The organism is Pseudomonas kribbensis, assembly GCF_003352185.1.
Classification (GTDB): Bacteria; Pseudomonadota; Gammaproteobacteria; order Pseudomonadales; family Pseudomonadaceae; genus Aquipseudomonas; species Aquipseudomonas kribbensis.
Window position 1 is genome coordinate 1,972,183 of record NZ_CP029608.1, and the last position, 25,865, is coordinate 1,998,047.

At 59.1% G+C, this 25,865-nt stretch carries 24 protein-coding genes and 1 pseudogene; 9 read left to right on the forward strand and 16 right to left on the reverse strand.

The window, feature by feature from the left end; all coding sequences use genetic code 11:
- Nucleotides 1-2: 2 nt before the first annotated feature.
- The 3 genes and pseudogenes from DLD99_RS09205 to DLD99_RS09215 form a co-directional block, all read left to right on the forward strand.
- Nucleotides 3-245 (forward strand): annotated as a pseudogene (locus tag DLD99_RS09205) (contact-dependent growth inhibition system immunity protein); the annotation flags it as partial.
- Between the two features lie 70 nt (nt 246-315).
- Complete coding sequence (locus DLD99_RS29355) at nt 316-768, forward strand: hypothetical protein (protein WP_244220784.1); 453 nt, start codon at nt 316-318, stop codon at nt 766-768.
- Nucleotides 768-1,184 carry a hypothetical protein gene (locus DLD99_RS09215; RefSeq protein WP_114881977.1) on the forward strand — a complete coding sequence of 139 codons (417 nt, stop codon included), beginning with the start codon at nt 768-770 and terminating at the stop codon, nt 1,182-1,184. The genes DLD99_RS29355 and DLD99_RS09215 overlap by 1 nt, the downstream gene beginning before the upstream one ends.
- Nucleotides 1,185-1,272: 88 nt before the next feature.
- Here the strand turns inward: DLD99_RS09215 and DLD99_RS09220 are convergent, their stop codons facing one another.
- Nucleotides 1,273-3,063: a bifunctional diguanylate cyclase/phosphodiesterase gene (locus DLD99_RS09220; protein ID WP_114881978.1), complete on the reverse strand. Its 1,791-nt coding sequence runs from the start codon at nt 3,061-3,063 to the stop codon at nt 1,273-1,275.
- Nucleotides 3,064-3,197: 134 nt separating this feature from the next.
- Nucleotides 3,198-5,282: a carboxy terminal-processing peptidase gene (locus tag DLD99_RS09225; protein ID WP_162803468.1), complete on the reverse strand. Its 2,085-nt coding sequence runs from the start codon at nt 5,280-5,282 to the stop codon at nt 3,198-3,200.
- Between the two features lie 181 nt (nt 5,283-5,463).
- On the opposite strand from DLD99_RS09225, the gene DLD99_RS09230 reads away from it, so the two are divergent.
- Nucleotides 5,464-6,426, forward strand: coding sequence for a zinc-binding dehydrogenase (locus tag DLD99_RS09230; RefSeq protein WP_114881979.1), 963 nt, complete (start codon nt 5,464-5,466; stop codon nt 6,424-6,426).
- Nucleotides 6,427-6,471: 45 nt separating this feature from the next.
- On the opposite strand, the gene DLD99_RS09235 is transcribed toward DLD99_RS09230, so the two are convergent.
- From DLD99_RS09235 to DLD99_RS09265, 6 genes are all read right to left on the reverse strand, one after another.
- Nucleotides 6,472-7,125, reverse strand: coding sequence for an HAD family hydrolase (locus tag DLD99_RS09235; RefSeq protein ID WP_114881980.1), 654 nt, complete (start codon nt 7,123-7,125; stop codon nt 6,472-6,474).
- A gap of 111 nt (nt 7,126-7,236) precedes the next feature.
- The gene (locus tag DLD99_RS09240; protein ID WP_085732330.1) at nt 7,237-8,226 is read right to left on the reverse strand and encodes an ABC transporter ATP-binding protein; all 990 of its coding nucleotides are present in this window, start codon (nt 8,224-8,226) and stop codon (nt 7,237-7,239) included.
- Entirely contained in the window at nt 8,223-9,023 is an 801-nt protein-coding gene (locus DLD99_RS09245) for an ABC transporter permease (RefSeq protein ID WP_114881981.1), read from the reverse strand. The genes DLD99_RS09240 and DLD99_RS09245 overlap by 4 nt, the downstream gene beginning before the upstream one ends.
- Entirely contained in the window at nt 9,010-9,846 is an 837-nt protein-coding gene (locus DLD99_RS09250) for an ABC transporter permease (RefSeq protein WP_162803523.1), read from the reverse strand. Before DLD99_RS09250 ends, DLD99_RS09245 begins: the two co-directional genes overlap by 14 nt.
- Nucleotides 9,847-9,851: 5 nt before the next feature.
- Entirely contained in the window at nt 9,852-10,658 is an 807-nt protein-coding gene (locus DLD99_RS09255) for an alkaline phosphatase family protein (protein WP_114881983.1), read from the reverse strand.
- A gap of 178 nt (nt 10,659-10,836) precedes the next feature.
- On the reverse strand, nt 10,837-11,901 hold the full coding sequence (locus DLD99_RS09265; RefSeq protein ID WP_085710620.1) for an ABC transporter substrate-binding protein: 1,065 nt from the start codon (nt 11,899-11,901) through the stop codon (nt 10,837-10,839).
- 351 nt (nt 11,902-12,252) lie between these two features.
- Here DLD99_RS09265 and DLD99_RS09270 point away from each other — a divergent pair, with 351 nt between their 5' ends.
- From DLD99_RS09270 to DLD99_RS09280, 3 genes are all read left to right on the forward strand, one after another.
- The gene (locus DLD99_RS09270) at nt 12,253-12,966 is read left to right on the forward strand and encodes a UTRA domain-containing protein (protein ID WP_114881985.1); all 714 of its coding nucleotides are present in this window, start codon (nt 12,253-12,255) and stop codon (nt 12,964-12,966) included.
- A gap of 572 nt (nt 12,967-13,538) precedes the next feature.
- Nucleotides 13,539-15,410: an S-type pyocin domain-containing protein gene (locus DLD99_RS09275; protein ID WP_114881986.1), complete on the forward strand. Its 1,872-nt coding sequence runs from the start codon at nt 13,539-13,541 to the stop codon at nt 15,408-15,410.
- Nucleotides 15,400-15,651 (forward strand): bacteriocin immunity protein, encoded by a 252-nt coding sequence (locus tag DLD99_RS09280; protein ID WP_208647518.1) that lies wholly within the window; start codon nt 15,400-15,402, stop codon nt 15,649-15,651. Before DLD99_RS09275 ends, DLD99_RS09280 begins: the two co-directional genes overlap by 11 nt.
- 55 nt (nt 15,652-15,706) lie before the next feature.
- On the opposite strand, the gene DLD99_RS09285 is transcribed toward DLD99_RS09280, so the two are convergent.
- The 8 genes from DLD99_RS09285 to minC all read right to left on the reverse strand — a co-directional run bounded on the left by DLD99_RS09285 (nt 15,707) and on the right by minC (nt 23,530).
- Nucleotides 15,707-17,866 carry a mechanosensitive ion channel family protein gene (locus DLD99_RS09285; RefSeq protein WP_114881988.1) on the reverse strand — a complete coding sequence of 720 codons (2,160 nt, stop codon included), beginning with the start codon at nt 17,864-17,866 and terminating at the stop codon, nt 15,707-15,709.
- Between the two features lie 76 nt (nt 17,867-17,942).
- Nucleotides 17,943-18,119 carry a hypothetical protein gene (locus DLD99_RS29200; protein WP_167443765.1) on the reverse strand — a complete coding sequence of 59 codons (177 nt, stop codon included), beginning with the start codon at nt 18,117-18,119 and terminating at the stop codon, nt 17,943-17,945.
- Nucleotides 18,120-18,316: 197 nt separating this feature from the next.
- Nucleotides 18,317-19,606 (reverse strand): M18 family aminopeptidase, encoded by a 1,290-nt coding sequence (locus DLD99_RS09290; protein ID WP_085710626.1) that lies wholly within the window; start codon nt 19,604-19,606, stop codon nt 18,317-18,319.
- A gap of 76 nt (nt 19,607-19,682) precedes the next feature.
- Entirely contained in the window at nt 19,683-20,783 is a 1,101-nt protein-coding gene (locus DLD99_RS09295) for a hypothetical protein (protein WP_114881989.1), read from the reverse strand.
- Nucleotides 20,784-20,829: 46 nt separating this feature from the next.
- Entirely contained in the window at nt 20,830-21,465 is a 636-nt protein-coding gene (locus tag DLD99_RS09300) for an RluA family pseudouridine synthase (protein WP_038367008.1), read from the reverse strand.
- A 91-nt stretch (nt 21,466-21,556) separates the two neighbouring features.
- Nucleotides 21,557-21,811: a cell division topological specificity factor MinE gene (gene minE, locus DLD99_RS09305; protein WP_007960071.1), complete on the reverse strand. Its 255-nt coding sequence runs from the start codon at nt 21,809-21,811 to the stop codon at nt 21,557-21,559.
- On the reverse strand, nt 21,811-22,623 hold the full coding sequence (gene minD, locus DLD99_RS09310; RefSeq protein WP_064378705.1) for a septum site-determining protein MinD: 813 nt from the start codon (nt 22,621-22,623) through the stop codon (nt 21,811-21,813). Before minD ends, minE begins: the two co-directional genes overlap by 1 nt.
- Nucleotides 22,624-22,792: 169 nt before the next feature.
- Nucleotides 22,793-23,530 carry a septum site-determining protein MinC gene (gene minC, locus DLD99_RS09315; protein WP_085710676.1) on the reverse strand — a complete coding sequence of 246 codons (738 nt, stop codon included), beginning with the start codon at nt 23,528-23,530 and terminating at the stop codon, nt 22,793-22,795.
- Between the two features lie 116 nt (nt 23,531-23,646).
- Between minC and DLD99_RS09320 the strand changes: the two genes are divergently transcribed.
- Nucleotides 23,647-24,579: a lipid A biosynthesis lauroyl acyltransferase gene (locus DLD99_RS09320; protein ID WP_114881990.1), complete on the forward strand. Its 933-nt coding sequence runs from the start codon at nt 23,647-23,649 to the stop codon at nt 24,577-24,579.
- A gap of 35 nt (nt 24,580-24,614) precedes the next feature.
- Nucleotides 24,615-25,787 carry a patatin-like phospholipase family protein gene (locus DLD99_RS09325; protein WP_085710629.1) on the forward strand — a complete coding sequence of 391 codons (1,173 nt, stop codon included), beginning with the start codon at nt 24,615-24,617 and terminating at the stop codon, nt 25,785-25,787.
- The last annotated feature ends 78 nt before the right edge of the window (nt 25,788-25,865 follow it).

Below are 25,865 nucleotides of genomic sequence, written 5' to 3' on the forward strand. Positions count from 1 at the left end.
AATTTGACTCGGCAGATGATGTTGTTAAATCTTTCATAGCGGAATCGGAAACTCGCGTACTTGAGAAATTGGTAAAGGAAATCGATTCTCTTTTGGCGATGAAAATTTCAGAAAATGAAACTCGAGATTTTTTGCTGAAGAAGAATGGTTGTTGCTATTGCTACTGGAATGAGTGGCAAGACGGAAGCGCGTGGTTGAAGCACGTTTCTGTACTTGTTAGTGAGGCTTCAAATAATGATGTTTAAGTGTTTTTGGGGTTGTTAGTGGCTTTGTTATCCATTGGATAAGAAGGTGAATTTAAGAAGGGGTGGTGTTGTGGTTGAGCAGAATCGTAAAGTTGGTTTTTTATCAAGGGTTTTGTTTTGTTGTAAATGTATAGGGATGTTTATGATGCAAAGGGCGAAGCTTCAGTTTCAGGAAGTTGAAGAGTTGGCTAGTCATAAACAAGAATTAAATGAGGGGCCTGTTGCTAAAGTTGAAAAAATCCGAGGGGTTCATAGCTCTCGCTTTTTGAGTCATAGAGCGCAGAGGAATGCATATAACGAGGCTGTGACAAGAGAATCCAGAAAAATGCCCCGCTTCACAGGAGAGGATAGTATGGGGAATTTGGTAGTGAGAATGGAGACTGAAAATATAGGTGAAGGATATGAGCCAAATCCTGCAGATCCATCTAATCCACGCTACATCCCTGAAATGCATGGTTTTGAAATGAGGTTTGATTTCGAGACTCTGGAGCCTTGGGCTCTTTATCCGATAGAGAAAGTATAATGTTGATGCATCCTTATCTTGATGTTCCTTATCGTCCACGGCTGTCTCACTTTCTCGGTGGGTTTGATATATATGATCGCGAGGAGAGCTTGGGTGAGACGCTGGCTGCGTACGATCCTGAGGATCCAGCAGACAGAAGTATTTTAATCTCTAGGTGCGTAATCGAGCGTTTCTCGAAACTGAGCTATCGGCATAAATTCGTTTTGTTTGCTGTGTTGGGAGAGGCGCTTGAAAAAAGTGGCGATGTCTTTCAGGAGGTGCTGGAGCATGATCCATACTCGCACTCCTTGTTACCAGACGGCTGGGATGAGATGAATGACCCTAAAGCGTTTTTCGAAAGCATGTACTTTCAGTTGTCCGAAGCATGGATGGACGAGCTTTACAAAGCCAGTCAAGAAGACTCATCAACTTGGTAGGCGCGAATTGGTGTCCACTGCGATTTTTTAAGTTTTGGGGGCGTTTATAGGATGAAATATTGGTGGCGCGAGTTTCAGATATGTTGAATCACCGATGACCGAGTGTAAGTGCTTCTACAGGTGTCTGCGCGAACAGGCTGTCGATAACATGCACACTATACCCCGGCACATTCTTCGCATGATGCTTCGCCTGCGAAGCCATCTCTGCCAACTGGCTCGCATCCAGCTGCGCACAAGCCTCAGGATGCAAATGCACCACGCCAATGGACAATGAAAGCAACGGAAACTCCTGCCGAATACCCTGGCGATTCGGCGCAACAAAACACCCAGCCTCAAGGTGTTCGGGCCGGTAAAACCGTCGGCATTGACTCTGAAAATCATCCAGCAATTGGTTCAGCCGTTTACGCCAATCCTCCGGGCCGAGCACCAACAGGAAATCATCCCCGCCAATATGCCCGACGAAATCACGGGATGGGTCGACGCGTTCGTTCAGGCATTGCGCCAGACACAACAACACCTCATCCCCACGCCCATACCCATAGATATCGTTAAAGGGTTTGAAGCTATCGATATCGACATAGCAAATAACCGACTCCCGTCCCTGTTGCAGCAACCGTGTCAGGCATTGCTGGATCGGTACGTTGCCGGGTAGCAGAGTCAGTGGGTTGGCATACCGAGCCTGCTGGATTTTCAGCTCGGTAATCAGTTTGAGCACGTCAATCACCCGGCCCAGGCCCAGGTAGCTGCCGTTGAGGGTGATGATGAAATCTTCTTCAATGCGTTGCCGGGCGCGGCTGGTGATCAGGCGGCTGACTTGTTGCAGCGACTGGCTCATTTCCACGGCGAGGAAGTCGTCGTTCATCAGGCGGCTGATCGGTTTGCGGGCGAACAGGTCGGTGGCGAATGGCTTGAGCAGCGCGTCGGACAATGAATGGCGATGCACGATGCCGCAGGGCTGGCCTTGTTCGTCGAGCACCGCCAGCGAGTTCAGGTTGGCCTGACGACGAAACGCTTCGAGGACGGTGGCGGTGGGTGTGTCGCGATTCACGGCCGGCTGATCATTGAGCAGGGCGCTGAGGTCGCTACCTTCGTCATTCAGCGCCACTGCGCTGCTGTCGTGTTTGGGCATCAAGGCCCGGGCGTCGCGTGGAGGGTGTTCCTGCGGGCGCCCGAGCAGGTAGCCCTGGACCAGATCCACCCCCATCTCGGTCAGCACCGCCAGCTCTTCCGGCAATTCGATACCTTCGGCAATTACCTGGGCCCGGGAGGCCTTGGCGATTTGCAGGATCGATCCGACGAACTCGCGCTTCAGCGCATCCTGATGAATGCCGTCGATAAAGTGCCGATCGATCTTCACGTAATCCGGCCGTAGCTCCGACCACAGGCGCAGGCTTGAATAACCCGCGCCAAGATCGTCCAGTGCAATCGAAAAACCCATCGCCCGGTAGTGATGCAGTGCCGTTTGCAGTAACTGAAAGTCATCGATCGGCGTCTGCTCGGTGAGTTCGATCACCACCTGGCTCGGTGGAATGCCGAAATCCTGCAGCAGTTGCAGCGTGCGCCCCGGCTGGTGCGCGGCTTCGAGCAGGGATTCGGGAGAGACGTTGAGAAACAGTTTGCCCGGAAGTTGCTGTTCGTTGAAACGACGGCACGCGCTTTGGCGGCAGGCGATTTCCAGTTCGCTCAAACGCCCGGCCTGGCGGGCAACGGCGAACAGGGCGATGGGGGAGTGCAGCGGGCTGTTGGACGGGCCGCGAGTCAGGGCCTCATAGCCGAGAATGCGTCGTTCAGAGAGGCAAATGATCGGCTGGAACAGGCTGTGCAAACCGCTTTGAGTCAGGATCGAGCTCAAGGCACTCAGCTGTTCGGTCGTGGTCATGGCAATCTCTGGCGATAAAAAAAGGACTGGGAGCGCTCTCGATGAAGAGAACCGCTCCCAGTCCTTTATTGCACGACAGAATGATGACTGTTTGATGACGATCCGGGGATCGTCACCATTAAATTGCCATCACCTTACTTCTTGGCCACCTGATTGCTCAGCTTCAGGTAATCCAGCAGCACGCGCCCGGTCTCGCTCAGGTAGGCGTCGTCTTCCGGTTTGACCTTGTCCGGCTCGGCTGCCGCGAGGGCGTCGTCGTCTTCTTTCTTCAGCTCTTTGAGCGGTTCTTCGCCTTTGGCCTTGCGACGGATGTTTTCCATCGCCAGTTGCTTGGCGTCGATGTCGGCGTGCTGGGCGCGACGATCGGCTTCATTGAGGCTGACGGTTTTCTCTTCCAGCAGCTTCTGCGCCAGGGCCAGCTTGTCGCGGATGAACACGAACTCCGCGTCCTTGGCCGAACGGGCGTCATGCTCGGACTTGAGCTGGGCCAGATACGGCTTGAACGGGTCGACCGCCGGTTTGATTGCCGCGCGGATGGTGTCCCACGGCATGGCTTCCGGCAGGGCGCTCTCGCCGATTTCCTTGGTGTCGATGATCGACGGGTAGTCGATGTCCGGCAGTACGCCCTGATGCTGGGTGCTCTGGCCGGAAACCCGGTAGAACTTGGCCAGGGTCAGTTTCAGTTCGCCATGGTTCAGCGGCTGAATGGTCTGCACGGTGCCTTTGCCGAAGGTCTGGCCACCGATGATCAGCGCGCGGTGGTAGTCCTGCATGGCGCCGGCGAAGATCTCCGAAGCCGAGGCGGACAGGCGGTTGACCAGCAGTGCCATCGGGCCTTTGTAGAACGCGCCCGGGTTTTCATCTTCGAGCACATCGACCCGGCCATCGGCGTTACGCACGAGCACGGTAGGGCCCTTGTCGATGAACAGGCTGGTCAGCTCGGTAGCTTCCTGCAGGGAACCGCCGCCGTTGTTGCGCAGGTCGATGACCACGCCGTCGACTTTCTCTTTCTGCAGTTCGGTCAGCAGTTTCTTGACGTCGCGAGTGGTGCTCTTGTAATCCGGATCACCGGCACGGAACGCCTTGAAGTCCAGGTAGAAGGCCGGAATCTCGATCACGCCGAGCTTGTAGTCCTTGCCGTCCTGTTTGAGGCTCAGGATGGATTTCTTCACGGCCTGGTCTTCGAGCTTCACCGCTTCACGGGTGATCGGCACGATCTTGCTGGTCTGGTCGTTCGGTGCATTGCTGGCCGGGATGACTTCCAGACGCACCACGGTGCCTTTCGGACCGCGGATCAGCTTGACCACTTCGTCCAGGCGCCAGCCGACCACGTCGACCATCTCTTTGTTGCCCTGGGCAACGCCGATGATCTTGTCGGCAGGAGCAACCTGCTTGGTCTTGTCGGCAGGACCTGCCGGCACCAGACGCACGACCTTCACCTGATCGTTGTCGCTCTGCAACACGGCGCCGATGCCCTCGAGGGACAGGCTCATGTTGATGTCGAAGTTTTCCGCGTTATCCGGCGACAGATAGTTGGTGTGCGGATCGTAAGACATGGCGAAGGTGTTGATGTACGCCTGGAAGATGTCTTCGGCACGGGTCTGGTCCAGACGCGCCAACTGGTTCTTGTAGCGCTTGGTCAGGGTTTCCTGGATCTGCTTCGGCTCTTTGCCGGCGATCTTCTGCCGCAGCACTTCGTCCTTGACGCGTTTGCGCCACAGGTCGTCAAGCTCGGCAGTGGATTTGAGCCACGGAGCGTCCTTGCGATCGATCAGCAAGGTTTCCTTCGTGGTGAAGTCCATCTTGTCGACGCCTTTGTCCAGCTCGGCGATGGCGAAGTCCAGACGCGCCTTCACGCGGTCCAGATAACGCTTGTAGATGGTGAAGCCGGCGTTGAGGTCGCCGCTCTTGAGGAAGTCGTCGAACTGGTACTTCCACTTGTCGAATTCGGCGATGTCGCTGGCCATGAAGTAGCTGCGCGACGGGTCCAGCAGCTTGATGTAGCTGTCGTAGATGATCGCCGAGCGCGCATCATCGAGTGGCGGCTTGCTGTAGTGGTGGCGCTTGAGCAACTCGACGACGTTCAGACTGGCAATCACTTCATCGCGATCAGGCTGCAACTTGTCCCAGCTGTTGGCTGCGAATGTGCTGCCCGACACCGGCAAGAGGCCGATACCGATGAAAAGAGCGAGGGCGGTGCTGGGGAGCAGATGCTTCATGCTGATTCGACGCGGGGACAATTGATAACGCATATTAGGCCGTCTTTGAAGTCGCCGGTACCTCTACGCTCTGTACGATAACTGCTGTTCAGCGATCGTTCAGACCCCAGGGCCGGTCGCATAATGCAAAAAGCCCGGCGCTACAGCTTCGGGCTCAGTCCAGACTCACTATGGAGGCACTGTGAAGGCATTGCAAGGCGTTGAAGGTCAAGTGGCATGGGTTGATGAGCCGAGTCCTGCGTGTGATGTAGGACAAGTTCGCATCCGGGTGGCGGCAGCGGGCCTCAATCGCGCGGATTTATTACAGAAGGCGGGGCTTTATCCACCGCCACCGGGTGCCAGTCAGGTGCTGGGGCTTGAATGCTCCGGAGTGATCAGCGAAGTCGGCGCTGGCTCGTCCTGGCAGGTCGGTGATCGGGTCTGCGCCTTGCTGGCCGGGGGAGGGATGGCCGAAGAAGTGGTCGTCGACGGGCGGCATGTGCTGCCGGTTCCGGAAGGGGTGTCGCTGATTGAAGCGGCTGCACTGCCTGAGGTGTACGCGACGGTCTGGCTGAATGTGTTTCAACTCGCTGCGCTCAAACCGGGTGAGAAAGTTCTTCTGCATGCCGGCGCCAGTGGCATCGGTTCTGCCGCCATTCAACTGTGCAAGGCGTTTGGCAATCCGTGCTGGGTCAGCGTCGGATCGGCCGAGCGTTTGGCCTACTGTGAAGCGCTGGGCGCCCAGGGCGGTGTGGTGCGCACTGACGATCTGGAAAGCCTGCGGGACTTCGGGCCGTTCGATGTGATCCTGGATCCGGTCGGCGGCAATTATTCCGCATTGAATCTCAAGCTGATGGCTCAGGATGGACGTTGGGTGCTGATCGGCCTGATGGGTGGCCGCGAAGCGAAACTCGATCTGGCCCAGGTGCTGGCCAAGCGTGTGCAGCTGCTGGGCTCGACCCTGCGCAGCCGTGACGATCAGTTCAAGGCGGATCTGTTCAGCGACCTGAGCCAGCATGTGTGGCCGCTGTTTTCCGAAGGGCGCCTGAAGCCGCAACTGGCCAGGACCTTTGCGATCAAGGATGCCGAAGCGGCATTCGCCGAGCTGGCGAGCAACACGGTCGCCGGGAAGTTGGTACTGGTGATCGACGACAGTCTGAGCTGATCACCGAAGCTTGTGGGAGCAAATGTGCTCCCACAAGACAATCGCTTACTTCCAGAGATGAATCGGCCACCCGGATTTCTCGGCTTGCTCGCGCAACACCGGATCCGGATTGACCACGTGCGGGAAATCCACTTTCAGCAGCAGCGGCAGGTCATTGCGTGAGTCGGAATAGAAGCTTGCGCCCTCAAGGTTTTCCTCTTCGGCGTCCAGCCACTCCAGCAAACGGGTGATCTTGCCTTCGCGGTAGGTCAGTGTGCCCACGGTGTGGCCGCTGTACACGCCATGGGCCACTTCCAGCTCGATGCCCAGAACTTCATCGATGCCCAGTCGTTCGGCAATCGGTTTGACCAGGTGTGTGCCCGAGGCCGAGATCACCAGAATCCGGTCGCCGGCCTTGCGGTGGGCGGCGATGGTTTTGGTCGCGTCGCTGAAGATGATCGGCTCGATGAAGTCTTCCACCCAGGGCCCGACCAGATGCTCGACTTCTTCCGGGGTGCGACCGATCAGCGGTTCGAGGCTGAACTCCATGTAGTCTTCCATGCGCAACTTGCCATGGCTGTAGGCGTCCATGAGTTCATTGTTCTTGCACATGAACGACTCGGGATCGACCCAGCCCAGGCGGCCCATCTGCTCGCTCCAGAGGGTGGCGCAGTCGCCGTGGATCAGGGTTTCGTCCAGATCAAAAATTGCCAGGGCCATCGGTTCTCTCCGAGAACAGCTGCGAGCTACAAGCTTCAAGCAGCAAGAGTTGGAATCAGGTACGCCGCAGTCTACAGCTTGAAGCTTGTAGCTCGCAGCTTGCAGCTGTTTTCAAGCTACCTCACACAGGGCTGTCGGATCGATGGAAAGCGCCAGGCGCTGACCGTCGGGATGCAGATCCGCCGCCGAACGGTTGAGCACATCCACCACCAGTTCCACGCCTCGGGCCTCGATGCGGTAGCGGATCACGTTGCCCAGCAGGCTGTGGCTGCGAATCTGCGCATCGAGTTCGCCGTTGAGGCTCAGTTCGATGGCCTCCGGGCGAATCGCGATGCGGTGGCTGATCGGCCGCTGCAACAGCTTCGAGGCACTCTCGGCATCCAGCAGGTTGTAGTTGCCGATGAAGCCGGCGGCAAACACGTCGACCGGTGCGGTGTAGAGGGTTTCGGCGTCGCCGCTTTGTACGATCTTTCCCTGATTCATCAGGAAAATCCGGTCAGACATGGTCAGGGCTTCTTCCTGATCGTGGGTGACGAAAATCGTGGTCAGGCCGAGTTCGCGCTGGATCTGACGGATCTGTTCACGCAGATGTTTGCGAATCCGTGCATCGAGAGCCGACAAGGGTTCATCCAGCAGCAACAGACGCGGACGGGTAACCAGCGAGCGGGCGAGGGCGACACGCTGACACTGACCGCCGGAGAGTTGATGCGGATAACGACTGGCGAAGTCGTTGAGTTCAACCAGTTTCAACGCCTCGGTGACACGCTTGTGGCTGTCGTCCGGATTGACCTTTTGCATACGCAGACCAAAGGCGACGTTCTGCTCCACGGTCATGTTGGGGAACAGCGCATAGCTCTGGAACACCATGCCGATCCCGCGTTTCTGCGGAGTGAGCGGCACGATGTCGACGCCATCGAGCAAAATCTTGCCGCCATCCACCGGCGTTAGGCCGGCGATGCAGCGCAGCAGCGTGGATTTGCCGCAACCGGACGGGCCGAGCAGGGTGACGAACTCACCCTTCTGGATTTCGCAGTTGATGTCGCTGAACACCGTGGTGCCGGCGTAGTTTTTCTGAAGGTGTTGGACGCTGACATAGCTCATTCGCTTTTGTCCTTGTTCAAGATGTTGGCGACCCAGGTCAGGACCAGCACGAAAAAGAAGTAGGAAATCACCAGCGCACTGGTGAAGTGACCGCTGCTGTTGCGCATGTTGTTCAGATAAACCTGCAGGGTTTCGTAGCGGGTGCCGACCAGGATGTTGGCGAACACGAACTCACCGAACAGAAACGAGAACGACAGCAGCAACGCGACCATCAGGCCCTTGCGCAGGTTCGGCAGCACCACCAGGAAAGCCGCCTGGAAGGTGCTGGCGCCAAGCAGTTGGGCGGCGTCCATCAGATCGCGCAGGTTGATCGCCTGCAGGTTGTTGGTGATCGCCCGGTACATGAACGGCAGCGCCACGGTGAAGTAGCAACCGATCAGGATCCACGGCGTGCCGACCATCGCGAACGGCCCGGAACCATAGAGCTGCAACAGACCCACCGACGACACCACCGGCGGCACCGCAAAGGGCAGCAGGATCAGGATGTTCATCAGCGCATCGAGTTTCGGGAAGTGGTAATGCACCACGAACAGCAGCGGCAGGATCAGCACCACCGAGAGGAACAGCGCGCCGACGCACACCAGCAGCGACTGGCCGAAGGCGTGCAGGAAGCGTGGGTCGCTCCACAACTGGATGTACCACTTGAAGGTGAAGCCGCTGGGCAGCACGGTGGCCGACCAACTGCTGGCGATCGAATAGATCAGAGTGCCCAGCAGCGGCAACAGCAGAATGGCGAACAGCAGATAGACCACGACGCGGTGGTAGACGCCGGCCGGGCCGGATTCAGCGCGAGACATGGTAGCTCCTCTTCAGCAGCAGTTGATGCACGACGGTCACCAGGGTCATCAGCGCCACCAGCACCACGGCCAGGGCGCTGGCCAGGTTCGGATCGAGGGAAATGTCGCCGGAGACCATCGCCGCAATGCGGATCGGCAGCACGTTGAAGTTGCCGGTGGTCAGCGCGTACACCGTGGCGTAGGCACCGAGGGCGTTGGCCAGCAGGATCACGAAGGTGCCGAGCAGGGCCGGGGTCAGCACCGGCAGGCCGATGTGACGCCAGAACTGCCAGCCGTCAGCGCCGAGCAGCACGGCGGATTCGCGCCAGTCTTCACGCAGGGCATCGAACGCCGGGTACAGCAGCAGGACGCCCAGAGGAATCTGGAAGTAGGTGTAGAGGATGATCAGCCCGGTTTTCGAGTACAGGTTGAAATCCTGAATGATCCCGGCCTGTTTCAGCATGATGGTGATGCTGCCGTTGAAGCCGAGCAGGATGATGAACGCAAACGCCAGGGGGACGCCGGCGAAGTTGCTGGTCATGTTGGCGAAAGCGTTGACGAAATTGCGCAGTTTCGAATCGACCCGACGCAGGGAGTAGGCGCCGAGCACCGCGATGATGATCCCGAACACGCTCGACCAGAAACTGATTTCGAGGCTGTACTGGATCGCCTGCAAATAGAACTTCGAATTGAAGATCTTGCTGAAATTGGCGAAACCCCAGCCGAACTCTTCCGATTGCAGGCTGTTGATCATCACCCAGACCAGCGGGGCGATTTCGAACACGATAAAGAACAGCGCAAAAGGCATCAGGCACAGGGCGGCCAGCCATTTGCCGCGAGTCATTGAGTTCACTTGAGCAACTCCCGGCACACAGGTTTGTCGTGGGGCACGCCGAGCAGCTCGCAGACCGTGCCGCAGATGTCGGTCTGCTTCGGCATGGCGTCGGCCTTCAGGCTGAAGGCGTCACCGAGCACAAACAGCGGCACCTGGCGTTCTTCCGGCAGCAGGCCGTTGTGCGAGCGATCGTTGTTCATGCCGTGGTCGGCGGTCACCAGTACCTGGTAACCGGCGTCGAGCCAGCCTTGCAGGTAGTCGGCGAGGATGATGTCGGCACTGCGTGCGCTGTTGCGGTATTGCGGGGTGTCGAGGCCGTGCTTGTGGCCGGCGTCGTCGATGTTCATCGGATGGATCAGCAGAAAGTCCGGTGCGTGGCGCAGGCGCAGGTTCTCGGCGTCGGCGAACAGGTGCGAGTCCGGGTAGTGATCGTTCCAGTAAAAGTGGCCGTACTGGATCGGCAGTGTCGGGTCATCGGTGTGGCGATCCCGTGCGGCCACGAACGGCGAGCGGTTGTACAGCTCGCTGACCCAGTGGTACGCCGCGGCGGCGGTTTTCAGACCGGCATCACGGGCGTAGTGATAGATGCTGCGCTGGTTGGACAGGCGCGAGACGTTGTTGTGGACGATGCCGCTGTCGATGGGCGGTACGCCCGTGAGGATGCATTCGTAAAGTGGTCGGGACAGGGCCGGCAGCTCGCACTCCAACTGGTAGAGCGCGGCGCGTCCTGCGCCAACGTAAGCTTGCAGATGCCCCATGGCGTGACGCGCGACCTCGTAATTGAGGCCGTCGAGCACGACAAGGATGACGTTGTGCTTCATAGGGGCAAAAACTCCGCGAAACAGAAAATTTCAGATTCAGTCGGGAGCCCCTGTGGGAGCGAGCTTGCTCGCGAAGGCGTCGTGTCAGCCAACATCAATGTTGAATGAAAGACCGCATTCGCGAGCAAGCTCGCTCCCACAGGGATCTCCAGCAATCCCGTAAGCGGGACTTACGGGCTTACTTCATTTCTACGATGACTTCTTCGTTCCACTTCTGCGGCAGGGCCTTCGAGGTTTTTTCCCACGCATCGGCGTCCTTGATCGGCGTGACTTTCTTGTACTGCTCGTTCGGCAGCAGCTTGGCTTTCACGTCTTCCGGCAGGGTCAGGTGCTCGGCGCGGATCGGACGGGCGTTGCCGCGGGCGAGGTTGGTCTGGCCGGCGTCGCTGAAGATGTATTCGCGGGTCAGCTTGGCGGCGTTCGGGTTCTTCGCGTATTTGTTGATGATGGTGGTGTAGCCGGAAATCACCGAGCCGTCGGACGGGATCAGCACCACGTAGTCATCCGGGTTGGCCATCTTGGCCTTGTAGCTCAGGCCGTTGAAGTCCCAGACCACGCCGACTTCGATCTCGCCTTTTTCCATGGTGGCGATGGTCGGGTTGGCCATCGACAGGCGACCCTGCTTGGCGATGTCTGCGAACAGCAGCAGGGCCGGCTGGATGTTTTTCTCGTCGCCGCCGTTGGCCAGCGCAGCGGCGAGCACGCCGTTGGCCGCTTGTGCAGCGGTGCTCACGTCACCGATGGAGACCTTGTATTTGCCGCCCTTGAGGTCAGCCCATTTGGTCGGTACTTCGGAACCGTGCAGCAGCTTCTTGTTGACGATGAAAGCGATGGTGCCGGTGTAGGCCAGTGCCCAGTTGCCGTCCTTGTCCTTGGCCCAGGCCGGGACCTGATCCCAGGTGGTCGGCTTGTACGGTTGCACCACGCCTTGCTTGACCGCGATCGGGCCGAAAGCGGCGCCGACGTCGCCGATGTCGGCGGTGGCGTTGTCTTTCTCGGCGGCGAACTTGGCGATTTCCTGGGCCGAGCTCATGTCGGTGTCGATGTGTTTCAGGCCGTAGGTCTTGGCCAGGTCTTCCCAGGTGCCTTTCCAGTTGGCCCAGTCATCGGGCATGCCGACGCTGTTGACGGCGCCTTCCGCTTTCGCAGCGGCTTCGAGGGTTTTCAGATCATCAGCCGCCATGGCGGCGGTGCACATGGCAATGGTCGAGCCTAACAGTGTTGCCAGGAAAAGCTGTTTCATTCCGAAGCTCCTTGGTCGTGTTCAACGCTGCGATTGCGGTTTGTGTTGGTCTAGGTCAGCAATACCTGAGCCAATGTAGGGGGGCTGGATGACACTTTGATGTCGGCGGATGCCTGGCCAGCGATTATTTTCTCCGGTACAGGCGGCTGCCCGGTAAGCGTAGACCACCCTCAAAGTCCCGGCAGGCAAGGGACTTGGCCGATGTATTGCAAGTTGTCAGCGCGACCGCTCGGTAGTTTTGTCATCTCTCGGTCATCTGCACTGCCTAGGCTTGCAGCACGACCGAACGGCGCAATAGTCGTGCGGTTTTGCCCCGAAACAGTGCTGGTCTAGTCCAGATAGGTAACGTTGATGCGCGATGAGGCAACAAAAGCGGTGACAGCCATTGGGCAGATCCTTCAGGAGCAGCTCGACCACGGTTTGCTCGTGGCGGGCAGCAAGTTGCCGGCCGAACGCAAGCTCAGCGAGTTGTTCGGCACTACGCGTATTACGGTGCGTGAAGCCTTGTTACAACTGGAGGCGCAAGGGCAGATTTATCGCGAGGAGCGCCGGGGCTGGTTCGTGTCGCCACCGCGGCTGGCTTACAACCTGATGCAGCGCAGCCACTTTCACGCGATGGTCAGTGCGCAGGGGCGGGTGCCGTCGACCGAGGTGATTTCGGCGCGGCTTCAACCGGCGTCAGCGGCGGTGTGTGCGTGGTTGCAGTTGCCGGCGTTGTCGAGTGTGATTCAGATTTGTCGGTCGCGGCGGATCGATGGGCGGCTGGTGTTGTATGTGGAGCATTATCTGAATCCGCAGTATTTCCCGGGGATTCTGGAGTTTGATCTGAATCAGTCGATTACCGAGCTGTATGCGCGGCATTACGATTTGCATTATGGGCGGGTGCGGTTCGAGATTGTGCCTACGTCGTTGTCGGTGGATGCGGCGGCGGCTTTACGGGTTTCGGTGGGGAGTCCGGGGTTGCGGATTGCTCGGGTCAATTATGATCAGGCTGGGCGGTTGATTGATTGTGATCTGGAGTTTTGGCGGCATGATGCGATTCACGTTGGTGTGGATGTAGTTTGATTTTTTTGGGTGAATATCCGTTGCTTCGGGTGTTGCGGCTGGCGGTTCCGCTCTTACAGCGGCTCACTTTTGCAGACGCCCAAAAGTAAGCAAAACGCTTGGCCCCTGCGTTCGGCCCCTCGCTGAGGCTCGGGGTTCCTTCGCTCCGGGATTCATCCGGGGGCATCGCCTACGGTTTGCTTCGCTGCACCTCCTCTCGATGTGTTTGGCTTCGCCAAACGGCGCTGCGCGCCTACCCCCGGATGAATCCCTCCACTCAGCCTGCCGATGGGGACAAAAGATCAAAAGCTTTTCTCGAGCTAACGCTCATCGTGTTCTGGATATGTGCCTCTTCAGCGTTGGTTTTGCTGTTTGAGTTGGACTTTTCAATTGGGCGAATCCGGATCTGGATTTCTGGACGTTTCCTACTTGTTGTTCGGCTGCATCTGACGCGACAGATTTTTTTGTGCGAGGTACATATATACCGCAGTCCGTGGTTGTTATTTCCATACATTTCTCCAGACACCGGGTGCAATGTTTGAATTTGTTTCCGGTTGTCGAGCACTGCAATTAATTCAAGGAGGAATGTATTTATGGCACGGCGTGGAATTGAGCTTCCAGCTTCAATCGTGAGGCCGGACAATCAAGATGTTTATGTGCACTACTCAAGTTTCGGTGATGGCTCCGGGCCGGCAATTGATTTTGCCCCCTTGGGGGAAATACTGGATATGGAAAATACCTATAAGGCATTTTCCGGAAGTCTGCCTCAGATCCTTGAAGTTGAACTTGCCCAGGTCAGGGCTGGCGGTGATTCCAGTTTATTGCCTCCCTTGGACACGCTGGCGCGTGAGCTGCGTTTCCGGGACGCGCTGATCGCCAGAAAGTTTGGTGCGCTGATCGCGGCGAAGGACATTGCGATTCAGCGATTTGGTCATGTGCAGGTCGAAACGTTCTTCAATGGTGGTCGGTTACCACAGGTCAATCGGCGTGGCGGTAACGTCAGCGTTCGCCAGGCCTATAGCGAGTTGTTCAATGCCAGGTTGCTGGTAGAAGGCATCGGGCTATTGAACGGTCAGTCTGCAACGGTCAGGAATGTAATTGCGGCTGTGCAAGTGCAGGAGGCCAACCGAATTGCACAGGAGCAGGCGCTGATCGCTGCGCAGAATCAGGCCCGGCAGATGGCCGAGGAACAGGCGCGTGTAGCTGCACAAGCGGCAGAAATCTCCCGGCAGGCGGCCGTTGATGAAGCTCGTCAAAAGGCTGAAGAACAGGCGCGGCGTGAAGCCGATGAGCATGCACGACAATTGCTTGAGGATCGATTGCTCGACGCGGAACGGGCGCGTCGGGAGGCTGAGGCCTTCCATTTGCAGGACGCCGCCTGGAATCCGCAACTTGTATTTTCGACGTCGACCGGGCCGGTTCCCATCAGCGAGAGCGCAAGGTCGGGATTACGGGCGGCCATCCGCTCCGCGTCGACCGGATTATCCGCTCTGGCAGCGGGCACGGTGTCGGGTTTGGTGGTGGGGGTTGCAGCGCTGGTTTACTCGCCCGCGCTGGGAAACGGTGAGCTGCCCAAGCGGTTTCTGGTCAGCATGCCGCTGTCCGATCTGCTGTCCGGTCCCATGCCAGATCTCGGTCAGCTCGCGGCTACCGGTGGTTCTCTGGATCTGCCCGTGCGTGTCAATTCCAGAGCTGGCGAGGGCGATCACACCGAACTGCTGGTCATTCCAGTCGATGGCGTCAGGTTTCCCACCGGCGTACCGGTGATTGCTGCCGTTCACAACCCGCAGGACAACACCTATCGCGCGACGACTACCGACATTCCATCAGAAACATTGGTATGGACGCCGTCAATTACGCCGGCTGACAGTTCGACTGTATTGCCCGTTCCCGAACCGGATCCTGCGCGATATACCGGCGGCAACATCGTCCCTGTCGAGGGGCGAATTGATCGTCATCCTGATCTGGGAGATTTTGATTTCAATGACTGGATTCTGGTTTTTCCACCGGATTCCGGCATCCCCCCGCAATACATCATGTTCCGGGATCCGCGAAACGATTCCGGAATTGCCTCCGGGCACGGAGAACCAGTGGCGGCAGGGTGGCTTGAGGCGGCTTCGCAAGGCAATGGTGCGGCGATTCCCGCGCGGATTGCAGAGCAGTTGAGAGGTCGGCAGTTCAGGGATTTCAGAATGTTCAGGGAGGCTTTTTGGAAAACCGTAGGGGCGGACTCCGAACTATCTTCACAATTCAGCAATACCAATAGAGAACGGTTAATGCGCGGGCATTCTCCATTTACCATTCCTGGTGAGCAGGTAGGCGGTAATAAAGTTTATGAAATTCATCATTTGGATTTTATAAAAAATGGAGGTGCGGTCTACGATATGGATAATTTAAAAGTGCTAACACCTAAGCGGCATGTGGAAATTCATTCTGCTAGTGAAGGAGAAAGAAATGCATCGTAAACTCGAAGACTATGAGGAGTCAGAATTTCTGGAGCTTTTGAAACGTCTATGTTACGTAACTAGTTGCAGTGAGAAAGAATACATGGTCCTTGTTGAAGAGTTTGACTCTGCAGTGGATCACCCAAGGGGTAACGGAATTATTTATTATCCGCTTGATGGCGAGGATGATAGTCCTGAAGGCATACTCCAAACGCTGAAGAGCTGGCGTGCCGAGAACGGGATGCCCGGATTCAAAGGGTAAGTCCAAATCAAAGAACCCCAATCGAAGTGCATTCCGATTGGGGTTTCTTCGGTAACTATTTTTCAGTCTCCACACCACCACTGGCCGTGATCACCTGCACATTCATCCTCGGCGTCGCCAGATCCAGCCCGGCCTCATCCAGATGCCGTTTCAGCGACAGGTTGAACGCCCGTGAAACTTCCCACTGTTTGATCGGTGCGGTCTTGAACCGGGCGCGCAATATTGCGTTGCCGGATTCGAAGCTTTCCACACCCTGAATCTCCAGTGGCGACCAGATGTTGCGGCGTTGCAGCGGGTCGGTGCGCATTTTCTGGCCGACTTCGCGCATCAGTTTGATTGCTTCGTCGATGTTCATGTTGAACGGCACCGCTACGCGGAAGATCGCGTAGCCGAATTCCCGGGAGTAGTTCTTGATGCTTTTGATTTCGCTGAACGGGATGGTGTGGACGATGCCGTCAATGTCCCGCAGGCGGACGGTGCGGATGGTCAGGCCTTCGACGGTGCCAAGGTGGCCGCCGACGTCGACGTAGTCGTCGATGGCCAGGGAGTCTTCGATGATGATGAACAGGCCGGTGATCAGGTCGGCCACCAGTGACTGGGCGCCGAAGCCGATCGCCAGGCCGATCACGCCGGCACCGGCCAGCAGTGGCGTGACGTTCATGCCCATGTTCGCCAGGGCGACGATCAGGGCGATGATGAAGATCGCCACGAACAGCACGTTGCGGATCAGCGGCATCATGGTTTGCGCGCGGGCGTTGGCCAGGCCTTTGCGGGAGCGGGTGAGGGCGTGGTGGACGGCGGTGTCGCTGAGGATCCAGATCAGCCACGCGAAGATCAGTGTGCCGATCAGGCTGAACAGTTTGACGCTGATGTCGTGGCCTTCGCCTTCGGTGAAGCCGATCAGTGACATGCCCCAGACCCGCAGGCCGAGTTCGATGAAGGCCAGCCACACCAGCAGGTGCGCGAGGGTGTAGAAGAAGCTTTTCAGGCGTTCGGAATACAGCGCGTGGCGTTTTGGCCCGCGTTGGGGTTTGAGGGCGTGGCGGCGGACGAGGCCGTTGATGACCATGCACAACACCAGCAGCACGGTGCAGATCAGCGACTGGCGCAAGGCCGTGCTGGTATCGCCGGCGGAGACGAAGGTGGCGAACAGGGAAATCCCCACCAGTACCAGCGCCGGCACGTACCAGAAGGTGCCGAGGATATCGATGGTGTCGCTGAGGGCGCGGCGGGTCAGGCGGCGGGACAGTGGCTGGTTGCGGATCAGGTGCGCGATGGGGCGGCGGAAGCGCAGGATGAACAGGCCGGTCGAGAGCGCTGCCAGCACATTGGTGACGGTGGCGGCGGTGTGGGCCAGGTGTACGCCCAGTCCTGCCACCAGACGCGGATCGTTCAGCCCTTCACCGAACGCGGCGAAGCTGCCGATCAGCCACAACGGGCGGAAGGCCTGATGCCGCAGGATGTACAGCGCACGGTGGCGGTGCGGGCCGTCGAGTACGGAAAAGGCGATCACACAGATCGCCGAGAAACAGGTGCCGACCACCAGTGCGTAAGCCAACACCATCGCCAGGCTTTTGCCCAGGGATGATGGCAGCGCGTAGCTCATGTAGACGGTGATGACCAGGGCAATCATCCACGGCCCGAGCTTGCGCAGGGCGAAGCGCAACATGTCGAGGGCCCGGGGGTGTTGTGGCAGTTCTTCGGTCAGGCCGAAGCGCATGCGCACCCGGTGGCCGAGCCAGATCAGCGCAGCGGCGAGCAGGCTCCAGACCATCAGGATCATGGCGAAGCCGAAGATGATCGGCAGCCATTCGCTGGCCGGCATTATCAGGGCGGACAGTTCATCCTTGGCCAGTTCGAATTCGGCGGACCAGCGATTGAGCGGGCTGTCGCTGCCGGTGAACTGTTTTTCGAAATTGGCCAGGGTGCCGCCGATCAGGCCCAGCACGCCTTCTTCCGGGGTGGCCTGGGCTTTTTTCGTGGCGTCGCGCAGTTTTTTCAGGTCGCCCAGCAACTGGGTGCGCTGCTGATCGTTTTCCAGGGATTTGATGACTTCGTCGAGTGACTGGCCGAGTGGTTCCTGGGCTTCCGGTTGCACCTTGTTCGAGCCATTGAGCAGGCCGGGCAGGCTCACCGCGTGGGCAGGTGCCGACGGCAGCAGCGTCATCAGGCAGACGAGGAAAAGGCAGGGCAGGGCAAAGAAACGAGCGAACACTAGGCGGTCAACCTCGCAAGGGGCGGATCGGGCGAGTGTACGAGCCCGCCAGAATCAATGCGAGCCGGGCGCGGATTTATTCGTTGAGTTTGGCGAGGATCTTGTAGACCACGGTGGCCAGGATCATCAGCATGCCGATCCACATGGCGAGCACGCCGGCGTTCTTGTCGCGGAAGTTGAAGCCGATCGCCAGCAGAATCATTCCGGACAGGATCGGAATGAGCATGGAGTGGAACGCAGACATCGAGATCATGGCGACAGCCTTGTCGAAGGGGATGACTTAAGTCTAGGTCGCTTTTTGCCGACCGGTGGTGATGTGTATCAGAAATGAGCCGGTTCGGATCCGGATGTGATGCTGACTGTTCGATTGCCATCGCCAGCAGGCTGGCTCCCACATTTGAAATGTATTCCATTGTGGGAGCCAGCCTGCTGGCGATGCTTTATCAAGGACTACGGCAATTCGCGGCTGGCGTAGAACGCGCTCAGTACTTTCACCAGATGCGCCAGGTCATGGCTGCCGCACAGTTCGCGGATCGAGTGCATGGCGAACGTCGGCAGGCCGATGTCGACGGTGCGCACGCCCAGGTGGCTGGCGGTGATCGGGCCGATGGTCGAGCCGCAGCCCATGTCGCTGCGCACCACGAAGCTTTGTACCGGGACTTCTTCGGCCATGCACAGATGACGGAAGAAACCGGCGGTTTCGCTGTTGGTGGCGTAGCGCTGGTTGCTGTTGACCTTGATCACCGGGCCGGCGTTGAGTTTCGGGCCGTGATTGGCGTCGTGCTTTTCGGCGTAGTTCGGGTGTACGCCGTGGGCGTTGTCGGCCGAGACCAGCAGGGATTTCTGAATGGTGCGGACGAATTCGTCACCTTCGGGCAACAGGCGACGCAGGGTCTGTTCCAGCATCGGGCCGTCGGCGCCGCACGCCGAGCAGGAGCCGACTTCTTCGTGGTCGTTGCACACCAGCACGCAGGTTTCTTCGGTGTCGGCGGTCAGCAGGGCTTGCAGGCCGGCGTAGCACGACAGCAGGTTGTCGAGGCGGGCGCCGGCGATGAAGTCACCGTTCAGGCCGATGACCGCAGCGCTCTGGGTGTCATAGAAGCTCAGCTCGTAATCGAGCACCACGTCTGCATTCAGACCGTGCTCGCGGGCCAGTTGATCGGTCAATACGGCGCGGAAATCCACACGTTCATCACCGGCGAACTGCGCGAGAATCGGCGGCAGTTCGGTCTGGGCGTTGATGGCCCAGCCCTGGTTGGCTTCACGATTAAGGTGAATCGCCAGGTTGGGAATGATTGCGATCGGGGCCTTGAAGTCAATCAACTGGCTTTCGACCTTGCCATCGCGACGGAAGGTGACGCGGCCGGCCAGCGACAGGTCGCGGTCGAACCACGGTGCCAGCAGCGCGCCGCCGTAGACTTCAACGCCCAGTTGCCAGAAACCCTGGCGCTGCAATTCCGGTTGCGGCTTGACCCGCAGGCACGGGCTGTCGGTGTGGGCGCCTACCAGACGGATGCCGTCGTGCAGCGGGGAGTTGCGGCCCATCTTGATCGCGACGATCGAGGAGTCGTTACGGGTGACGTAGTAACGGCCATTGGCTTCGGTGTGCCAGGTCTCGCGCTCGTCGAGGCGCACATAACCGGCGGCCTCCAGGCGTTGAACAAGGCTGGCGGTGGCGTGAAACGGGGTAGGGGAGGCCTTGAGGAAGTCGATCAGGCCTTGGTTCAACTCTTCGCGCATAAGAAGCTCCAGACAGCAATGGGCGGGAGTTTAACGCATCGGCCTGATGCTTGGGACATGACATGTACCGCTCGCATCAACGAGCGGCGGCCACGCGTTTTTTCAGGTAGGACATGATGACTTTTTCGTCTTCGGTTTTTTCCGGGCGAGGCAGTTGTTGCGGCCAGCGGTTCTGGTTCAGGAGTTTTTTCTGACGGCTTTCGTCCCAGCGAAGAATCTCCCGCGAGGCACATTCCCACCATTCATGGCGACAGGCGCTGTAGTACGGATGATCCGGGGCGGCGCTGCCGTACAGCAGATCGCGACCAACCTTGCGCAGGGTGCCCTTCTGGTTGCGCAGCTTCCATTTTATTTTCAGGCGCTGCCACGCCGACGGGAACGGTTTGACCCTTGGTACGTCCTTGCACAGATCCACCAGCCGCTGGCTGAACTTCTCGCCGTGCTGGGCGAAGAAAAACGCCTGCATCGCGTGGAAAAAGCGCTTTTCCGCAAAGTAGTGATAGACGAACTTGCGGGCTTCGACCACCGGCCGTTTGCGCATGGCGAACGACAGGGCGACCTGTTCGATGGTATGGATCTCGAAACCGTCGGCCGTCCATTCGTCGATCAGGCGGATCGACTCCTCGAACAATGCCCCGTCGCTGTCGGTCACGCCGCACAGCCCGCTGTTGTAGAGCTTGAAGCCGTTGTCCGGGGTGACGCCATGGGCACCGAGATCGCGACCGAGCTTCAGGTAGTCGTCGCGCTCGAAGACATCTTTCCAGTCGTATTCGAAGCGATCCATCACCGACTGCCCGGCAGTAATGTGCGGGAACAGGCGGTTCGGGTCACTGGTGAACAGGGTGTCGGTATCGACGAACAAGGTCTTTTCGGCCAGTTGCAGGCCGGCGGCGATGGCGCAGGCCTTGCGTCGGTGGTGATAGCCGTTGTGGCCCAGCCAGCGAGTCAGTGTCGGTTCGTCGAGCAGCACGGTATCGACCGGCCAGCCTTCGTAGTCCTGCGGCCGGTCAGTGAGGATCCTGATCGCCGGACGTTTGCCGGTCTTGGCCTGGGACAGGGCGGTCAGGATGCTGAACTTGGCTTCGCGCCGGTAAACATCCTGGTTGCCGTAAATCAGGTAAAGCAGTTGGTGACGGGTCTTCTTGACGGGTGTTGCCAGGGAATCAGTACAACTCATCCGGAACATAATCCTTTAAAACAGGCGACTGCCGGTCAGGCAGTGTTTAAAACGGAGCCGGGCATTCGAAGCGCAAGCGTTCGCCGGACTGTGGGTGGGTGAAGCTGAGCATGCTGGCGTGCAGGCACAGACGCGGCCAGGCCGCGAGGGCCTGTTCGTGAGCGTAGAGCCCGTCACCGAGCAACGGATGACCGATAGACAGCATGTGTACGCGCAACTGGTGCGAACGGCCGGTGATCGGCGTCAGCTCGACGCGGCACCAGTCGCCGCAACGTTCCAGCACGCGCCAGAAGGTCAGGGCGTGTTTGCCGAATTCGTGGTCTACGACGTGGCGTGGTTTGGTTGGCGGGTCGTAGCGCAGGGGCAGGTCGATGCTGCCGCTGTCCAGTTCCGGCTGGCCCCAGGCCAGGGCGGTGTAGGCCTTTTCGGTTTCGCGGTCGTGAAACTGGCGCGACAGTTCGCGGTGGGTATCGGCGTCGCGGGCTAGCAGGATGATGCCGGAGGTTTCCCAGTCCAGACGATGGACGATGCGCGCTTCCGGGTAGCCGTTTTCCTGCAGGCGAGTGATCAGACAGTCCTTGTTGTCGTCGGCCCGGCCGGGCACCGAGAGCAACAGGGTCGGTTTGTTCACCACCAGTACGGCGGCGTCCTGATGGATGATGTGGATGTTGGACAGCGGCATTAAAACAGCCTCGTAACAAATGCCAACGGCGGCTAAGGGCCCTTCCGGTGGGGGAAGGGCCCTGAGCCGCCGTCGTTCCTGCCGGATCGACTCAGCGATCTGGCAGGGTGATGTTGAGTTCCAGAATCGAGCAGCTGCCCTGGCTTTCCAGTGCCACGTGTACGTCGTCGTTGCCGATGTTGACGTACTTGCGGATCACTTCCACCAGTTCCTTTTGCAGGGATGGCAGGTAGTCAGGGGTGCTGCGCTGGCCGCGTTCATGCGCCACGATGATCTGTAGACGCTCTTTCGCGACCGAGGCGGTACTTGGCTTTTTGTTGGCACGAAAGAAGTCAAAAAGGTTCATTACCTACCTCCAAACAGACGCTCGAAGAATCCCTTCTTCTCGACATTCAGGAACCGGTGTTCTTTTTCCTTGCCCAGCAAGCGATCAACGGTATCGCTGTAGGCCTGGCCGGCGTCGCTCTGGTCGTCGAGGATAACCGGGACGCCCTGGTTGGAAGCCTTGAGCACGGCCTGGGATTCCGGAATGACACCCAGCAGGCGCACGGCGAGGATTTCCTTGACGTCTTCGACGCCCAGCATTTCGCCTTTTTCGACGCGCTCCGGGTGGTAGCGAGTGATCAGCAGGTGTTCCTGGATCGGTTCTTCGCCGCGTTCGGCGCGACGGGACTTGCTGGCCAGCAGGCCGAGCATGCGGTCCGAGTCACGTACCGAGGAAACTTCAGGGTTGGTCACGACGATCGCTTCGTCAGCGAAGTACATGGCCAGGTGGGCGCCTTTCTCGATGCCCGCCGGGGAGTCGCAGACCACGAACTCGAATTGTTCCTTGAGCTCCATCAGGACTTTTTCCACGCCTTCCTGGGTCAGCGCGTCTTTGTCGCGGGTCTGGCTGGCCGCCAGTACGTAAAGGTTTTCCAGGCGCTTGTCTTTGATCAGGGCCTGTTGCAGGTTGGCTTCGCCGTTGACCACGTTGACGAAGTCATACACCACGCGGCGCTCGCAACCCATGATCAGGTCGAGGTTACGCAAGCCCACGTCGAAGTCGACGATCACTGTTTTGTGGCCGCGCAGAGCGAGGCCGGTACCGATAGCGGCGCTGGTGGTGGTCTTACCCACACCACCCTTGCCGGATGTAACCACGAGAATCTTGGCCAAGGTGTTTCACCCCTTAGGAAGAAGGACTGTTCAGCCCCTGAAAAACATCTCTTGAAAACTACTGCAGTCGGACAGCCTTGGCTGGAATTCGGCTTTTGGCCTTTTTCCTACTTCGTTTGAGCCGTTTTCGCTACGTTTTAGAGATGCTTGGAAAATGCGGCAGTATCCGTTAAAGCCGAATGATGTTCAACACGTCGCCCGACAGGCTGACCTGTACGCCCGAACCCCACATCGGATCGCGACGCAGGTCTTCGGAAACCTTGTAATGGCCTGCGATGGAGATCAGTTCAGCGCTCAATTGCTGACAGAAAATCCGCGCCTTGGTGTCACCCTTGACCCCGGCCAGCGCACGACCGCGCATCGGGCCGTATACATGGATGTTGCCATCGGCGAGAAGTTCCGCCCCCGGACTGACCGAGGACACCACCACCAGATCGCCACCTTGCGCATAGATCTGTTGGCCACCACGTACTGGCGTGGTGATGACGCGGGTCGGTTTGACGGTCGGCTCCGGCGGCTTTTCCGGCTTCTTCGGTGCAACGGGTTCGGCGGTTTCCAGCGGCCGTTCACGGGCGCCGGACGGCGGCAGTACCGGGATGTCGATGGCGATGGCGGCGGCGATATCTTCGATGCGGCTGGCGCGGATCGCCAAGGTGCGCAGGCCGTGCTGGCGACACACGCGCATCAGGCCCGGCAGATCGACCGCGCCTTCGCTCGGCGGCAGCTTGTCCAGCGCCAGGACCAGCGGCGCGTTGCTGAAGAAGTTCGGTGCCTGGGCGACTTTGGCGGCCAGTTGCCGATCGAGGCTGTCCAGGTCGTTACGGGACAGCTCGAGCACCGTGATGGCGAGCATGCTGCCCTTCAACTGGAACACGGGATCTTGGTCTGGCGATTCGTTTTGGCTCATGTCGGCATACAACGGCTTGTCACTAAAAGTGCCGAGACTTATAACGAGAACGCCCGCCAGCCGCAAGCCGGGCTGAACGATGTAGAATGCGCGGCCACTTATTTACGGAAGCTTTAATGGATCGCCCGCGTTTTCGAAAAGCATTTCTCGCTCCACGCTTCTGGCCGCTCTGGTGCGGCCTGGGGCTGTTGTGGCTGACGGTGCAGTTGCCCTATCCGGCATTGCTGGCCATCGGTCGTTTTCTGGGCGCCCTGATGTATCGCTTCGCCGGCGACCGGCGGCGCATTGCCAAGCGCAATCTGGAACTGTGCTTCCCGGAAAAGTCCGCCGCCGAGCGCAAACGCCTGCTCAAGGAAAACTTCGCCTCCACCGGCATCGCGTTCTTTGAAATGGCGATGAGCTGGTGGTGGTCCCGTCAACGTCTGGCAAAACTGGCTCACGTCGAAGGCCTGGAGCATCTGCAACAGGCCCAGCGCGAAGGCAAGGGCGTGATTCTGATGGCGGTGCATTTCACCACCCTGGAAATCGGCGCGGCGCTGCTCGGCCAGCAGCACACCATCGACGGCATGTACCGCGAACACAAGAACCCGCTGTTCGATTTCATCCAGCGTCAGGGCCGCGAGCGGCACAATCTCGATTCGCTGGCGGTGGAGCGCGACGACGTGCGCGGCATGCTCAAGCTGCTGCGTTCCGGGCGCGCGATCTGGTACGCGCCGGATCAGGACTACGGCGCCAAGCAAAGCATCTTCGTGCCGCTGTTCGGCATTCAGGCCGCGACGGTCACTGCCACCAGCAAGTTCGCCCGACTGGGCAAGGCGCTGGTGGTGCCGTTCACTCAGGAGCGTCTGGCGGACGGCAGCGGCTATCGTCTGGTGATCCATCCGCCGCTGGAAGGTTTCCCGGGGGAGACCGAAGAAGCCGATTGCATCCGCATCAATCAGTGGGTCGAAGGTGTGTTGCGCGATTGTCCCGAGCAATACCTGTGGGCGCACCGGCGCTTCAAGAGCCGTCCGCCGGGCGAGCCGAAGCTGTACGCCAAACGTCGTTGATTCACCCCATCCCATAAGCACCACGGAGCGTTGCGATGAGCCCAGCTGAACCGGTCACAGGTTTGATTCTTTCCGGCGGCGGGGCTCGGGCGGCGTATCAGGTGGGGGTGCTGGCGGCGATTGCCGAACTGTTGCCGCTGGGGGCGGACAATCCGTTCCCGGTGATCGTCGGTACCTCGGCCGGAGCAATCAACGCAGTCAGCCTCGCCAGCGGCGCCACGGACTTTCGGGCCGCCATCGAACGCCTGACCCTGTTCTGGCAAGGCTTTCGCAGCCATCGTGTGCTGCGCAGCGACTGGCCGGGGGTGATCCGCCAGGCCAGCCGTTTCGTCAGTCACAGCCTGCTGGGCATGGGTCGGCACCTGCCGGTGGCGCTGCTCAACAGCTCGCCGCTACGGCATTTGCTCGATGAAAAACTGCACATGCCCGGCATCGCCGAATCCATCGCCCGCAAGCAATTGCATGCGGTGGCGGTGACCGCGTTCGGCTACGAATCCGGGCAAGCGGTGACCTTCTATCAGGGCGGCGGCAGCATCGACGCCTGGCTGCGCCATCGGCGCATTGGCGTGCCGACGCAATTGACCGTGGAGCACTTGCTCGCCAGTTCGGCGATCCCGTTGTTGTTCGCGCCGGTGAAAATCGGCGAGGAATATTTTGGCGATGGCGCGGTGCGGCAGTCGGCGCCGATCAGCCCGGCGCTGCACCTGGGCGCCAGCCGGGTGCTGGTGGTGGGCGTCAGCGGCAACCCGCGCGGGTTCGATCCGGCACAACCGCTGGAGCGCACCTACACCGGTCAGCAGCCGACGCTGGCGCAGATCGGCGGGCACATGCTCAACAGTACGTTCATTGACAGCCTGGAAAGCGATATCGAGCTGCTCCAGCGTCTGAACCAGTTCAGCCATCTGATGCCCGAAGGCACGCCGATACGCACGCTGGGTGTGGCGCCGGTGGACGTGCTGGTGATCTCGCCAAGTCAGCCGATCGATGAAATCGCGGCGCGGCATCGTCAGGAGCTGCCGGCGGCGTTGCGGCTGTTCTTGCGCGGGCCGGGGGCGACTAAAACGAGCGGGGCAGGGGTGTTGAGTTATTTGCTGTTCGAGGCGGGGTATTGCAGCGAGCTGATCGATCTGGGGCGGCGCGATGCACTGGCCAAGCGCGATGAGCTGTGCCGGTTTCTCGGGATTGGCGAGGCGGTGGTTCCGGCCTGAAATCAGTGGTACAGCAATCGCCAGCAGGCTGGCTCCCACCGGGATTTGTGTCGTGCACAAAACCAATGTGGGAGCGAG

What these genes read in the sequence shown, in the direction of transcription:
- DLD99_RS09215 (WP_114881977.1), top strand. Translation starts at nt 768, where the DNA reads ATGTTGATGCATCCTTATCTTGATGTTCCTTATCGTCCACGGCTGTCT.
- DLD99_RS09245 (WP_114881981.1), bottom strand. Translation starts at nt 9,023, where the DNA reads ATGTCTCGCGCTGAATCCGGCCCGGCCGGCGTCTACCACCGCGTCGTG.
- DLD99_RS09325 (WP_085710629.1), top strand. Translation starts at nt 24,615, where the DNA reads ATGAGCCCAGCTGAACCGGTCACAGGTTTGATTCTTTCCGGCGGCGGG.
- DLD99_RS09270 (WP_114881985.1), top strand. Translation starts at nt 12,253, where the DNA reads ATGCGCGATGAGGCAACAAAAGCGGTGACAGCCATTGGGCAGATCCTT.
- DLD99_RS09275 (WP_114881986.1), top strand. Translation starts at nt 13,539, where the DNA reads ATGGCACGGCGTGGAATTGAGCTTCCAGCTTCAATCGTGAGGCCGGAC.
- minE (WP_007960071.1), bottom strand. Translation starts at nt 21,811, where the DNA reads ATGAACCTTTTTGACTTCTTTCGTGCCAACAAAAAGCCAAGTACCGCC.
- DLD99_RS09265 (WP_085710620.1), bottom strand. Translation starts at nt 11,901, where the DNA reads ATGAAACAGCTTTTCCTGGCAACACTGTTAGGCTCGACCATTGCCATG.
- DLD99_RS09220 (WP_114881978.1), bottom strand. Translation starts at nt 3,063, where the DNA reads ATGACCACGACCGAACAGCTGAGTGCCTTGAGCTCGATCCTGACTCAA.
- DLD99_RS09240 (WP_085732330.1), bottom strand. Translation starts at nt 8,226, where the DNA reads ATGAGCTATGTCAGCGTCCAACACCTTCAGAAAAACTACGCCGGCACC.
- DLD99_RS09320 (WP_114881990.1), top strand. Translation starts at nt 23,647, where the DNA reads ATGGATCGCCCGCGTTTTCGAAAAGCATTTCTCGCTCCACGCTTCTGG.
- DLD99_RS09280 (WP_208647518.1), top strand. Translation starts at nt 15,400, where the DNA reads ATGCATCGTAAACTCGAAGACTATGAGGAGTCAGAATTTCTGGAGCTT.
- minC (WP_085710676.1), bottom strand. Translation starts at nt 23,530, where the DNA reads ATGAGCCAAAACGAATCGCCAGACCAAGATCCCGTGTTCCAGTTGAAG.
- DLD99_RS09225 (WP_162803468.1), bottom strand. Translation starts at nt 5,282, where the DNA reads ATGAAGCATCTGCTCCCCAGCACCGCCCTCGCTCTTTTCATCGGTATC.
- DLD99_RS09235 (WP_114881980.1), bottom strand. Translation starts at nt 7,125, where the DNA reads ATGGCCCTGGCAATTTTTGATCTGGACGAAACCCTGATCCACGGCGAC.
- DLD99_RS29200 (WP_167443765.1), bottom strand. Translation starts at nt 18,119, where the DNA reads ATGATCTCGATGTCTGCGTTCCACTCCATGCTCATTCCGATCCTGTCC.
- DLD99_RS09250 (WP_162803523.1), bottom strand. Translation starts at nt 9,846, where the DNA reads ATGACTCGCGGCAAATGGCTGGCCGCCCTGTGCCTGATGCCTTTTGCG.
- DLD99_RS09295 (WP_114881989.1), bottom strand. Translation starts at nt 20,783, where the DNA reads ATGAGTTGTACTGATTCCCTGGCAACACCCGTCAAGAAGACCCGTCAC.
- DLD99_RS09300 (WP_038367008.1), bottom strand. Translation starts at nt 21,465, where the DNA reads ATGCCGCTGTCCAACATCCACATCATCCATCAGGACGCCGCCGTACTG.
- DLD99_RS09290 (WP_085710626.1), bottom strand. Translation starts at nt 19,606, where the DNA reads ATGCGCGAAGAGTTGAACCAAGGCCTGATCGACTTCCTCAAGGCCTCC.
- DLD99_RS09255 (WP_114881983.1), bottom strand. Translation starts at nt 10,658, where the DNA reads ATGAAGCACAACGTCATCCTTGTCGTGCTCGACGGCCTCAATTACGAG.